The sequence below is a fragment of the Proteiniphilum sp. LBM24028 genome, from assembly GCF_056629195.1.
In genome coordinates this window covers 496,142-509,348 of the sequence record NZ_CM152817.1, presented here as the reverse complement: position 1 = coordinate 509,348, position 13,207 = coordinate 496,142, and the positions used below count along the sequence as shown (strand labels likewise).

Sequence of the window (13,207 nt, the reverse complement as noted above, 5' to 3'; positions counted from 1 at the left end):
GCAAGCGGCTGCTGTTTCAATCATTGCTCCTAAAAAGCTGATCGCTGATAACTGGCAGCTAAAAATTAAAAACTACCTCTTTGATTATTTCACTCACAGTAGGATGTGGAAAAACTACCTCCTGCATCTCCTTCAGGGTCATCTCCTGCTCGATGGCGATACAGGCCCCATAGATGATCTCGCTGGAGGGATTGCCGAGCATATGCACACCAATCACTTCGCCATGCTTTTCACCTACCAGTACCTTGCACACTCCATTGCCGCCCTCATTCTCGGCCACGAAGCGTCCTGCATAGGCCATGGGCAGTCTGGCTACCTTGTAGGCGATGCCCTTTGCCCGGGCCGACTCTTCGGTTTCTCCCACACCGGCCACCTCGGGGTTGGTATAGACCACGCCCGGAATGGCGTTGTAGCGCATGATGTCGTTGCGGCCGGTGAGGTTGTTGACCACCACCTCTCCCTCACGGCTTGCCGTATGTGCCAGCAGCGAGAAACCTGTCACATCGCCCGCGGCAAACACGCCGGGGACATTGGTACGCATCTTTTCATCCACCTTGATACCGGTACGCAGCAGTTCCACCCCCAGGTTTTCCAGACCGAATCCCTGTGTAACCGGACGACGGCCCACGCTCAACAGGATCTTTTCACCTTCCACACTGTGGGTTTCACCCCCTTTTTCAAAAACAACCTTGTTGCCCGCAATCTGCACTACCTTTGCATTCAGGTTGAATGTAATTCCTTTTTTTGTATAAATGTCGCGCAGCATGGCCGACACTTCAAAGTCCAGGCCACCCAGTATTTCCGGAAGCATCTCCACCACGGTCACTTTCGTCCCCAGGCTATTGTAGAAACTGGCAAACTCCATTCCGATCACACCCCCGCCAATCACGACAAGCGAGGCGGGTCGCTCCGTCATTTCCAGAATCTCCCGGTTGGTAAGCACCACTCCTTCCTCTTCCCGTAAACCCGGGATGGGTGGCACGGAGGCTTCCGATCCCGTACAGACGAGCAGGTTTTTCCCATTGTACTTCTCTCCGTTGCAGCTCACCTCGATGCCTTCCGCTGAACGACCTTCGATGAGAGCCTCTCCCTTTACCACGGTGACCTGGTTCGACTTCATTTTGCTTTCCACACCGGAGACCAGCTTGCGAACCACTTTTTTCTTGCGAGAAATCATCTTCTCGTAGTCGAAACGGATGTTGTCACCTAAGACACCATACTTATCCCCATGCAGGGCATTCTCATATATCTTGGCACTATAGAGCAATGTTTTCGTGGGGATGCATCCTTCATTCAGACACACGCCACCCATTGCTTTTTTTTCGAATAAAACCACTTTCAATCCTGCGTGTCCGGCTCTCTCTGCCGCTACATACCCGGCAGGGCCGCCACCAATAATCAACAAATCTATCATAGTTGCAAATATTAATTTTTCGTTCAGAATTCTATTTCCAGCGTTTCAATCTCAGTGGCAATCTGTTTAAGAAAACGGGTCGCTTCACCGCCATCCAGTGAACGGTGGTCATAAGTAAGACTCAACCCGATATGGGGCACGAACGCATACACACCGTTGCCCAGATCTTTGGGACGGGGCAGGATCGTGTTCACTCCAAGGATGGCCGACTGTGGCAGGTTGATCACCGGGGTGAACATTTCAACCCCGTAATTGCCTAGATTAGAGACGGTGAATGTAGCAGCCTCCGATGTGAGAATATCAGGATTCACGCTGCCACTGCGGCAGGCTACCGCAAGTTCGCCGAGTTGACCGGAGAGTCCCGCAATGGAGAGGTCATCGGCATTGCGCAATACGGGTACCATCAACCCTCTCTCCGTATCCACGGCCAGGCCGAGGTGTACTTTACGAAAATATCGTTTGGTATCACCCAGAAAATGGGTGTTCACTTCGGGGAATTTTTTCAAGGCTTTGATCACCGCAAAACAGACCATATCGTTCAAGGTAATGTTTGCCATCATGCGCCCTTCTTCCAGTGCAGCCTTTGCCTTTTTCCGAAGTTCCAGCATGCGGCGTGCATCGGCACCCAGATGGTGGGTGAGCTGCGCCGAGTTCTGCAACGAGGCATGCATAGATCTGGCAATCAACCTGCGCATGTGAGACAGCTTTCTATCCTCATAATCCATACCACAAATGGCATTTTCCGGAGCTGACAGGTCGGACGCACGGGCTCTGCCCGCCAGCCCGGTGCCCTTTGTTTCCGGCTGGAGACCTGCCTCGGCAGCCACTTTCTTCGCCAGCGGCGTCATTCTGGGACGGTCAGTCAGATATGTCATGATATCTTTCTCTACAATCCGGCCTTTGGGGCCCGAGCCGGTAAGCTGGGAGAGCGGAATCGCATTTTTTTCGGCCAGTTTCTTTGCTCGGGGTGAGATAAACAGGTTTCCGGCATGCGATGTTTGCGTTTCCAAGGCAGGAATGTGGTCACGGGAAATAGCAGGTAGGGGCTCCCCAGTTACAACCTCCTCCTCTTTTTCTGCAGGGGCGGAAACGGATAGTACGGAGATATCTTCACCCGGTTCACCAATGATCATCATGTTGTCAAGTACCGGTACCTCGTCGCCCTCGCCATAAAAACAGGCCAGCAGCGTACCGTCGACCGGCGATTCCTCCTCAAAGGAGGCCTTGTCCGTCTCATAGGAGAACAGGACCTCTCCCTTTTTCACGGTATCACCTGCTTTCTTGTGTAGTGTTGTGACGATACAACTCTCCACAGATTGTCCCTGTTTAGGCATGATTATGATTGTTGCCATTTATCAATGATTTAAGCTTTTTCGAAACAATACATAGTGTGCTGAACTATGCTGATGCAAAGATACTTTTATTTGATAAAAATTCAAAAAAAAGAGCCATTTACTTATATCTTGCAAAAGCATACCAAAGTTCTCAATATATGATGGTCAGGATTTCTCATACAGATCACCTGTCTTTCTGTAACTTGTGAAACTTACATCAGATTTTTTCACATGGACAAATGTATTTAATTTGTCACGAACCCCGTTCTAATAATTGATATTTTAGCTGTAATTTTTGATATCTTACTAACGGCGGAGGTTGGAACGCATCGATTTCTGATTATTTTTGTAAACAATATCAAAAAGTATAGTTATTAAATCATTTATTTCATTTGCAGAACATGATTTACACTGTATGTTTGTAAACAATCTTAAAAAAATATTTAACCTCGTCATGAGTGAAAACAAATTAATCTCTTTTTTGGCAATCGATTTGGGTGCCAGCAGCGGTAGAGCCATGTTGGGCAGAGTTCAAAATGACTGTTTGGAGTTGGATGAAATTCATCGTTTTCCCAACCCCATGATAGAAGTAAACGGCCGTTTATATTGGGATCTGTTCTACTTATACAATCAGATTGTTGTTTCCCTTCGGGAGACCAAACTGCGTGGTCACTCCATTGTCTCCATCGGGATTGATACCTGGGGTGTGGATATGGTCTGTTTCGGGGCAGACGGCGAACCGCTAAGAATGCCATACAGCTATCGTGATTCCCACACAAAGGATGCACCGGAGCGTTTTTTCACCAGGATACCCAAAGAAAAGGTATATGAGAAGACGGGTATTCAGATCATGAACTTCAATTCATTGTTTCAGTTGCATACGATGTATGAGGAGGGTTCATCCATTTATCCTCTCATTGACAAAATACTTTTTATGCCGGATGCGCTTTCCTATTTGCTGACTGGAAAGATGGTCACCGAATATACCATTGCCTCCACATCCCAGATGGTCAATCCGCGTACGAAAGAGTTCGATGCCGGTCTACTCGGGGTGGCCCAACTCTCGAAAGAGAAGTTTGCTCCCATCATATTCTCCGGTACTACCATAGGAAAAATATCACCTTCGGTACAACGCCTCACCGGTCAGGAGAACATTTCGGTTATTGCCGTGGCGGGGCACGATACTGCTTCTGCAGTGCTAGCCGTACCGGCAGTAAATGACCATTTTGCATATCTGAGCTCCGGCACCTGGTCGCTGATGGGTATTGAATCTGCCGAACCTGTGATCAACGGGGAAACCTTCGCACTCAATTTCACCAATGAGGGAGGTGCCGACGGTTCCATCCGTCTGTTGAAAAACATCTGCGGCATGTGGCTGATTGAACAATGTAAAAAGGAATGGGAAAAGAACGGCCCGGTAACATATGATGACATTGTGAGAGCAGCCGCGGAGGCTACTCCATTTCAATGCTTCATCAATCCGGATGCCTCCTGCTTTGCGAGTCCTGCCTCCATGATTGCTTCCATACAGGAATACTGCAGGCAGACAGGACAGTTTGTACCTGAAGCAATCGGTGAAATTGCACGTTGTATCTATGAAAGTCTGGCCCTGCGCTACAAACAGGTACTACAACATCTACAGGAGCTCGCCACTTTCCCTATAGAGAAACTGCATATTATTGGTGGTGGATCCAAAAATAATATGCTCAACACTTTTACGGCCAATGCCATCGGTCTGCCCGTCGTGGCAGGGCCGTCGGAGGCCACAGCCATTGGAAATCTACTGATGCAAGCCAAGGCGGCCGGCTTGGTCAGCGAAAAAAGCACCATGCGGCGTATGGTACGCAACTCGGTGGAGCTGGAGTCCTTCATGCCGTTGGAAACCGAAAAATGGCAGGAACCATATCAGAGATACCTGGAGGTGTTCCGGGATATCCGATAATAAATGTGATGAATCAATCCATAAACATAAAAATGTATGAACGGGGAACAGATCAAAAAAGGGTATGAGGAAGCAAAAGGACAATATGCTTCACTGGGTGTGGATGCAGCGAAGGTGATTGAACAACTGGACAAACTCTCCATTTCGATCCATTGCTGGCAGGCCGATGACGTGTCGGGATTTGAAAATCCCGACGGGGAACTGACAGGAGGTATACAGACTACCGGTAACTATCCGGGTAAAGCACGTACCATAGAAGAATTAAGGACAGACCTTGAAAAGGTGATTGCCCTGATTCCCGGAAAACACCGTATCAGCCTGCATGCTACCTATGGCAATTTTGGTGGTGAGTTTGTGGATCGTGACATGATTGAGCCCGGGCATTTCCAGAGCTGGATCGACTGGGCCAGAGAGAAGGGAGTGAAGCTCGATTTCAATTCCACCTTCTTCTCACACGACAAGGCAAACAGCGGTTATACTCTTTCCGACTTCGATCCGGAGATACGGCAATTCTGGAAAGAGCATCTACGTCGTTGTAGAAAGATTGCGGCAGAGATAGGACGCCAACAGGGGGATCCCTGCATTCATAATATATGGATTCCGGATGGAGAAAAAGACAAGACGGTTTCCCGCTACGAACACAGAAAGCTGCTACAGGAGTCGCTTGATGAAGTACTGGCAGAAAAAATAAGCACAAACTATTTAAAGGATTGTGTGGAGTGTAAACTTTTCGGTATAGGAAGTGAAAGCTATGTAGTGGGTTCCCATGAGTTTTATATGGGATATGCAGTAAAGAACAATATGCTGCTGACATTGGATGCAGGACACTTCCATCCCACCGAGACTATTTCCGACAAATTATCCTCCATATTGTTGTTTGTTCCGGAAATAAACTTACATGTAAGTCGCCCGGAACGCTGGGACAGCGACCACGTAGTGATACTTAACGATGAATTGCTGGCTATTGCTCAGGAGATTGTCCGCTCCGGACAGAAGGATCGGATACATATGGGACTGGATTATTTCGATGCGTCCATCAACCGCATCGGCGCCTACGTGGTGGGTATACGCTCTGCACAGAAGGCCATGTTACAGGCTTTGCTGGAGCCGACCGACAAGCTGCGGGATTTTGAAAAAGAGGACAAGAAGTTCGAACGTATGGCTTATCTGGAGGAACTGAAGGCAATGCCCTGGAATGCGCTGTACAACTACTACTGCATGCAGCAGGGCGTACCCGTGGGAGATGCCTATATCAAAGAGATCCAGGAGTACGGGGAGCAGATAATCTTCAAAAGAGTGTAAACGATGAATACCATTATCGGTTTATTGATTATTGCTGTGGGAAGTATGGGCCAGTCGAGCTCGTACGTCCCCATCAATAAAATAAAGGAGTGGTCCTGGGAAAACTTCTGGTTAATCCAGGGAGCTTTCGCATGGCTTCTCTTTCCTTTGCTGGGCGCTCTCGTCGCCAACTCCCCGGCAGAATTGATCGGAATCTACACCACCCATCCGGCAGCTGCCTTGAAAGCCATCGGTTACGGTGTGCTCTGGGGTGTAGGAGGGCTCACCTTCGGACTGAGCATGCGCTATCTGGGGATCGCACTGGGGCAGTCGGTGGCATTGGGTACCTGTGCCGCCTTTGGAACACTTATCCCTGCGATGCTGGCAGGAACAGATCTCTTCTCACCGAAAGGAGTGATCCTGTTAATCGCTGTGGGGGTAACGTTGGCTGGCATCGCCCTGGTAGGTTATGCCGGAAGCCTGCGTTCAAAAAACATGTCGGAGGAAGAGCGACGAAAAGCCATCAAGGATTTTGCCCTGAAGAAAGGACTCCTGATTGCCTTATTTGCCGGAGTGATGAGCGCCTGTTTCAGTCTGGGACTGGGTGCGGGCATACCGGTGAAAGAAGCAGCCGTGACAGCAGGAGCAAAAGATCTTTTTGCCCAGAATCCGGTAACCTTGCTGGTGACGGTGGGTGGGTTCATCACCAACTTGGTCTACTGTTTATACATGAACCGGAAGAATAAGACCGGCGATGAAATAGGCCGTTCCTCCAAAGTTGTGCTGACAAACAATCTTTTATTTTGCGCCCTGGCCGGGTTACTCTGGTACTCTCAGTTCTTCGGACTGGGAATGGGACAGAGTTTCTTTGAACCCAACAGTGTGATGATGGCCTTCTCCTGGAGTATCCTCATGGCACTGAATGTTATTTTCAGTAATGTATGGGGTATCATCCTCAGAGAGTGGAAAGGAGCCGGCAAGAAAGCGGTTATCTACCTTGCTCTGGGTATGGCCGTATTGATTTTTTCACTGGTGATACCCAATTTGTTCTAATTAAATATTACAACAACTCAATCTCATTCTAAGATTTATGTTCCAGTACAATGCGGCATCCTCTGTCATGCCGCGCATGAAATGAGCCGCATCGCGCTTTTTCTGATATTATTTGTATATTTACACGTTCAATGAAATAAGATATGCCAACCTAAAACAAAAAACATGAGATACAACGATTTGGGCATTGACTTTAAATACCTTCTCGTCAATGACAAAGACAAAAAATTCGGGATGACTGTCAATACGGTAGGTTTTCAGCCTATTGCTCCGCATACCTTATATCCCTCTACCGACCATCCCAAAAACTATTATTTCAAACCTGGGAAAGGGCGCATTTTATCGGAATATCAAATCGTATACATCAGTAAAGGCAAGGGGTCCTTTTCTTCGACCTCCACCAAAAAGACAGGCATCTCCAAAGGGCAGATAATGCTTCTTTTCCCGGGGCAGTGGCATACTTACTGTCCACAAAAAGAAACCGGGTGGAACGAGTATTACATAGGCTTTGAAGGAAAAATCATCGACACTATTGTTGCCAACGGATTTATTTCTCCCCACAATCAGATACTTAATGTGGGAGTGAATGAAGATCTGGTCAACCTGTTCTCAACAGCCATACGGGTTGCAAAGGAAGATAAGGGAGCCACCCAGCAATATCTTGCCGGCATTGTTTTCAATATACTGGGAACCATCTTATCTCTGGCACAGAACATCAACTTCGAATCGAGAGAATCGGCACAGAAAATTGAACGTGCCAAAATCATCATGATCGAGAACATCAACAAAAACATTGATATAAAAGAGATTGCTATCAATCTGGGTATTAGTTATTCCTTGTTCAGAAAGGTATTTAAAGAATATACCGGATATGCGCCGGCGCAATATTTTCAGGAATTAAAGCTCCGTAAAGCAAAAGAGTTGCTGGCCGAAACAAATCATTCTATCAAGGAGATTTCCTATGAGTTAAATTTCAGTTCCTATGAATACTTTCTCTCCTTCTTTAAAAAAAGAGTCGGACTAACTCCCATGGAATACCGGAACATGGGACGCATTTAACCTTCTCACCATTGCACTTCTCCGTAACAACATGAATGCTACAAAGATTACTTTCCTGATCACCCTGTTCCTTTGCTTCTGTAAGGGAGCTACCGCCCAGAACCAGCCTGCACCGACAGGACTGACTGTTAACCTGCTGACATCACCCGGGAAAGTGTTCCTGAACGGATATCCGGTCAATCTGACACCCGAAGGGGCGCTCCTGCGTAATGAAACGTTTCAGTTTACCGAAATAACCACCCGGAATCCCCTTTTTGGGTGGATCGTTCCAGGGGAAACAAGCAACACGATTCAAACTGCATATCAGATACTGGTTGCCGATAACAGGCAAAAATTGTCAGCAGATTCTGCCAATTTATGGAACAGCGGAAAAATTGCCAGCAGCCACTCGACAAACATCACCTACAAGGGAAAGCCGTTTAAACCAGGAACAGTCTGTTACTGGAAAGTAAAAATCTGGGACAATCACGGCAAGGAGTCATCCTATTCCGATGTATCAGCATTCAAAACATCAGACACATCCGCAGCGTATGCCACCGACCGCTATCCCGTTCAAAAGCGGGATGAATACCCGTGGAAGATCTCCAATCTGGAAGGTATGTATTTTGCAGACTTCGGGAAAGCGGCCTTTGGAAGAATACGGATCAATCTCTTTTCCGAGAGGGGTACCGATACGGTGGTCATTCATCTGGGTGAAGCAGTGCGTGATGGCAGGGTAGACCGCAATCCGGGAGGAACCATCCGCTACTCCCGCTACACCCTTGTACCGGAGAAAGGCAGAAACACATATATTGTCACCATACCCCCCGATGCCCGAAACACTGGACCCCAGTCGATTTTGGTTCCCGAATATATCGGGGAAGTGACTCCGTTCCGTTACTGTGAAATAGAGAATTACAAACATCCACTACAGGAAAAGGATGTTGTCAGAGAAACGGCATTCTATCCATTCAACGAGGCGGAATCCTACTTTCACAGCTCCGACACGATTCTAAACCGGGTATGGGAGATCAGCAAATATTCCATCAAGGCCACCTCTTTTCTGGGTGTATATGTCGACGGCGACAGGGAGCGTATTCCCTATGAAGCTGACGCACTGATCAATCAACTTTCTCACTATTGCGTGACACGCGAATACAACATGGCGCGATACACCCACGAGTATTTGATTCACAAACCTACCTGGCCCACGGAATGGATCCTGCAATCAGTGCTGATGGCCTGGGAAGATTATTTTTACACCGGCGACAGTCGCTCCCTTTCATATTTTTACGACGACCTGAAAGCAAAAACACTCTCTTCCCTGGCGGATAAAAAGGGGTTCATCAGTACCCGTACCGGCAAGGTAACACCGGAAGTATTGAAATCGATTTATTTTGACGGTCAATTGCGGGATATCGTCGACTGGCCCCACACCGGTATTCTCGGGCTGGAAAAGGAAGAGGGAGGGGAAACCGACGGATTTGTCTTTACCGATATCAACACCGTGGTGAATGCATTTCATTACAGGGCACTTACGTTGATGGCTCAGATTGCAAAACTCCTAGGGAAAGACGACGATCATACAATGTACCTAAAACAGGCCGCAAGATTAAAGCGGGTTTTTAATGATGAATTGTTCGATAAAGGAAGAGGTTATTATGTAGATGGTATCGGCACGTCACATGCGTCATTGCACGCCAATATGTTTCCCCTTGCTTTCGGCCTTGTGGAAGCAAAGAACGTAGAGTCCGTACTCGGGTTTATCCGGTCGCGCGGAATGGCCTGCAGTGTATACGGCGCACAGTTTCTGCTCGATGCCGTCTACAACGCTCACGATGCCGGTTACGGTTTACAGTTGCTTACCTCCACCGGAGAAAGAAGCTGGTATAACATGATCCGCAGTGGCTCCACCATCACCATGGAAGCATGGGATAACAAATACAAGCCCAATCAGGATTGGAATCATGCCTGGGGTGCAGTACCTGCCAACATCATTCCCCGAAAACTCATGGGAATCGAACCGCTTGAACCGGGATTCGGGAAAATCAGAATCAGGCCGCAGCCCGGTTCACTGGAATTTGCAGAGATAAAGCACCCCACCATACGGGGTGACGTATCGGTCAGTTTTACCCATGATCCGGGACAATCGTTTCAGCTCGAAGTACACATTCCGGCCAACACCACTGCCGATTTGTATCTCCCCTTCTTTTCCAAAAAGCAAAATGTACAAATGAACAAACAGTCTACACAATACCTGCGGAAGGGTAATTTTTCGGTAATCGAAAATGTAGGTTCAGGAAAATGGATTTTCACCGTGGAACGATGAGATCTATCATCTCAATAGTCCGCACATAACTACAAGAGAATGAACAGGACATCAATCTTCATCATATTATTACTCCTCACTGTTTTCGTGAACGGCCACAATTTGGATGCAAAAGCTTCCTTCAAGCCTGTTGATCTCCAAACCGATCACCTTGAAAATCCGTTGGGGATCGATAACGCCACTCCCAGGCTAAGCTGGAGAATGGAAGACAAGAAAAGGAGTGGCGCACAGAAAGCATACAGGCTGCTTGTCTGCACCGACTCCCTGCAACTCGTCGCCCTGGGTCACTTTACACAGTATTCAGGAAACAGAGTAAGCGGAAAAGAAAGGGAGAGAAAGGAAGATATGGTAGACAGTAGCGATCTCTGGGACACCGGTCGGATCTATTCAGACAGACAGCTGGTTCATTATGCGGGTACCACACTCAAGCCCTTTACCAAATATTACTGGATGGTGATCATCTGGAATGAGAAGGATCATACAAGCACCTCCGCCGTGCACTCCTTCGAGACGGGAATGATGCATGCCGCTAACTGGCAGGGCAGCTGGATCAGCGACGGCCGGGATATCCATCACAAGCCGGCACCCTATTTCCGCAAACAATTCGAGGCGCGCAAGGCGATTGCCTCGGCACGGGTCTATATTGCCGCAGCCGGATTGTATGAACTCCATGTCAACGGGGAGAAGATCGGCAACCAGCGTCTTGATCCGATGTACACCCGTTTCGACAGAAGAAACCTCTATGTCACCCACGATGTGACCACGCAATTGCAGCAGGGAGAGAATGCCGTGGGTGTGATCCTGGGCAATGGCTGGTACAACCACCAGTCGCTGGCGGTATGGAACTTCGACAACGCTCCCTGGCGAAACCGGCCCGCGTTTTGTCTCGACTTGCGCATCACCTATACCGATGGAAGCGTGGAGACCATCCCCTCCGACCTGAGCTGGAAGAAAGCCGACGGCCCGATCATCTTCAACAGCATTTACACGGGAGAACATTACGATGCCAGGCTGGAACAGGAGGACTGGAACAAGCCGGGGTTCGATGATACCGCCTGGCAGGGAGTGGCACTGCGCGCGGTTCCCTCACAAAACATCACCGCACAACAGTTGCGGCCCATTCGCAATGTGCGCACCCTACCGGCTGTCTCCTTCAGAAAGATCGATGAGCGAACTTACCTTTACGACTTTGGTCAGAATATGGCGGGCGTGACCCGAATAAAGGTTTCCGGAAAAGAGGGCACTCAACTCCGGATCAGACACGGGGAACGGTTGGATGAAAATGACCGCCTCGATTTATCCAATATCGATGTCTATTACCGCGGGGATAAAGAGAAGGATCCTTTCCAGACAGATATCCTGACATTGAGCGGGAAGGGAGAGGATGCGTTCATGGCCCGATTCAACTACAAGGGATTCCGTTACGTGGAAGTAACGGGCAGTGAACCTGTCGAACTGGATGAACAAAGCCTGACGGCCTACTTCATGCACAGCGATGTACCACCGATTGGAAAGATTGAGACCTCCAGTGAACTGATAAACAAATTATGGCGAGCCACAAACAATGCCTACCTCTCGAATCTGATGGGGTACCCCACCGACTGCCCGCAGCGGGAAAAGAACGGCTGGACCGGTGACGGCCATTTTGCCATAGAGACCGCCCTCTATAATTTCGACGGGATCACCGTCTATGAGAAATGGCTGGCCGACCACAGGGACGAACAACAACCCAACGGAGTACTTCCCGATATCATCCCCACTGGCGGATGGGGTTATGGTACGGCCAACGGACTGGACTGGACAAGCACCATTGCCATCATTCCCTGGGAAATATATCGTTTCTATGGCGACAGCAAACTGCTTGCCGACAGTTACGATCACATCCGGCGCTATGTGGATTATGTGGATCGCATCAGTCCTCAGGGACTCACCTCCTGGGGACGGGGCGACTGGGTACCGGTAAAGTCTCACTCAAACCTGGAGCTGACCTCTTCTGTCTACTTTTTTGTGGATGCCACCATCCTGGCCCGGGCAGCAAAGCTCTTCGGAAAGGAAGCCGATCACCTGCATTATTCGGCACTGGCAAAAAAGATCAGAAATGCAATCAACGGGAAATTCCTGAACCGTGAGACGGGAATCTACGCAAATGGAACGCAGACCGAGTTGAGTGTGCCGTTACAGTGGAAGGTGGTGCCGGAAGACATGAAAGCCAGGGTGGCTGCAAACCTGGCAGCGAAGGTGGAAGAGGCCGGTTTTCACCTCGACGTGGGGGTGTTGGGTGCCAAGGCACTCCTGAACGCGCTGAGCGAAAACGGATACCCCCATGTGGCATATAAGGTGGCGGTGCAGGACACCTATCCCTCCTGGGGCTGGTGGATTATGAACGGGGCCACCACGCTGCTCGAGAACTGGAATCTGGATGCGGCACGGGATATCTCGGATAACCACATGATGTTCGGTGAGATCGGCGCATGGTTCTTCAAGGGGCTGGGTGGCATCTATCCCGACACGGAAAAGCCCGGCTTCAAGCACATTATCCTGCATCCCCATTTTGAGAAAGACCTGGAACATTTCAGCGCAGAATACAAATCACCCTATGGACTGATCAAATCAAACTGGAAATGGGAAAATGATCGGATAATCTACGAGGTGGTTGTTCCGGCAAACAGCAGTGCAACACTTTATCTTCCGGAAAATACAGAAATCGACCCGAAAGAGAAGAGGAAAGTAAAGAAAGATAAGAGAGAAAATAACATAGTGGAACTGTCAGCCGGATTTTATACATTTATAATCAGAACTCGCGTTTAAAAATTGCA

At 48.7% G+C, this 13,207-nt stretch carries 8 protein-coding genes; 6 read left to right on the top strand and 2 right to left on the bottom strand.

The annotated features are described in order from the left end of the window. Positions 1–58: 58 nt before the first annotated feature. Positions 59–1,414, bottom strand: a complete 1,356-nt coding sequence (gene lpdA, locus AC1HCU_RS01940) for a dihydrolipoyl dehydrogenase (RefSeq protein ID WP_480368376.1) — start codon at positions 1,412–1,414, stop codon at positions 59–61. Between the two features lie 23 nt (positions 1,415–1,437). Next, a complete protein-coding gene (locus AC1HCU_RS01935; RefSeq protein WP_480368373.1) occupies positions 1,438–2,766 on the bottom strand; it encodes a dihydrolipoamide acetyltransferase family protein in 1,329 nt (442 codons plus the stop codon). A 436-nt stretch (positions 2,767–3,202) separates the two neighbouring features. Here AC1HCU_RS01935 and AC1HCU_RS01930 point away from each other — a divergent pair, with 436 nt between their 5' ends. The 6 genes from AC1HCU_RS01930 to AC1HCU_RS01905 all read left to right on the top strand — a co-directional run bounded on the left by AC1HCU_RS01930 (position 3,203) and on the right by AC1HCU_RS01905 (position 13,199). Then, positions 3,203–4,690, top strand: a complete 1,488-nt coding sequence (locus AC1HCU_RS01930) for a rhamnulokinase (protein WP_480368371.1) — start codon at positions 3,203–3,205, stop codon at positions 4,688–4,690. A gap of 36 nt (positions 4,691–4,726) precedes the next feature. Continuing rightward, entirely contained in the window at positions 4,727–5,992 is a 1,266-nt protein-coding gene (locus tag AC1HCU_RS01925) for an L-rhamnose isomerase (protein ID WP_480368368.1), read from the top strand. 3 nt (positions 5,993–5,995) lie between these two features. Continuing rightward, positions 5,996–7,024 carry an L-rhamnose/proton symporter RhaT gene (gene rhaT, locus AC1HCU_RS01920; RefSeq protein WP_480368365.1) on the top strand — a complete coding sequence of 343 codons (1,029 nt, stop codon included), beginning with the start codon at positions 5,996–5,998 and terminating at the stop codon, positions 7,022–7,024. 165 nt (positions 7,025–7,189) lie between these two features. Next, positions 7,190–8,083, top strand: a complete 894-nt coding sequence (locus tag AC1HCU_RS01915) for an AraC family transcriptional regulator (RefSeq protein ID WP_480368362.1) — start codon at positions 7,190–7,192, stop codon at positions 8,081–8,083. A gap of 31 nt (positions 8,084–8,114) precedes the next feature. Beyond that, positions 8,115–10,391 carry an alpha-L-rhamnosidase-related protein gene (locus tag AC1HCU_RS01910; RefSeq protein WP_480368359.1) on the top strand — a complete coding sequence of 759 codons (2,277 nt, stop codon included), beginning with the start codon at positions 8,115–8,117 and terminating at the stop codon, positions 10,389–10,391. A gap of 39 nt (positions 10,392–10,430) precedes the next feature. Then, on the top strand, positions 10,431–13,199 hold the full coding sequence (locus AC1HCU_RS01905; RefSeq protein WP_480368356.1) for an alpha-L-rhamnosidase: 2,769 nt from the start codon (positions 10,431–10,433) through the stop codon (positions 13,197–13,199). Positions 13,200–13,207: the final 8 nt, after the last annotated feature.

Coding starts and splice junctions, on each gene's coding strand:
- AC1HCU_RS01910 (WP_480368359.1), top strand. CDS start 8,115: ATGAATGCTACAAAGATTACTTTCCTGATCACCCTGTTCCTTTGCTTC.
- rhaT (WP_480368365.1), top strand. CDS start 5,996: ATGAATACCATTATCGGTTTATTGATTATTGCTGTGGGAAGTATGGGC.
- AC1HCU_RS01935 (WP_480368373.1), bottom strand. CDS start 2,766: ATGGCAACAATCATAATCATGCCTAAACAGGGACAATCTGTGGAGAGT.
- AC1HCU_RS01930 (WP_480368371.1), top strand. CDS start 3,203: ATGAGTGAAAACAAATTAATCTCTTTTTTGGCAATCGATTTGGGTGCC.
- lpdA (WP_480368376.1), bottom strand. CDS start 1,414: ATGATAGATTTGTTGATTATTGGTGGCGGCCCTGCCGGGTATGTAGCG.
- AC1HCU_RS01925 (WP_480368368.1), top strand. CDS start 4,727: ATGAACGGGGAACAGATCAAAAAAGGGTATGAGGAAGCAAAAGGACAA.
- AC1HCU_RS01915 (WP_480368362.1), top strand. CDS start 7,190: ATGAGATACAACGATTTGGGCATTGACTTTAAATACCTTCTCGTCAAT.
- AC1HCU_RS01905 (WP_480368356.1), top strand. CDS start 10,431: ATGAACAGGACATCAATCTTCATCATATTATTACTCCTCACTGTTTTC.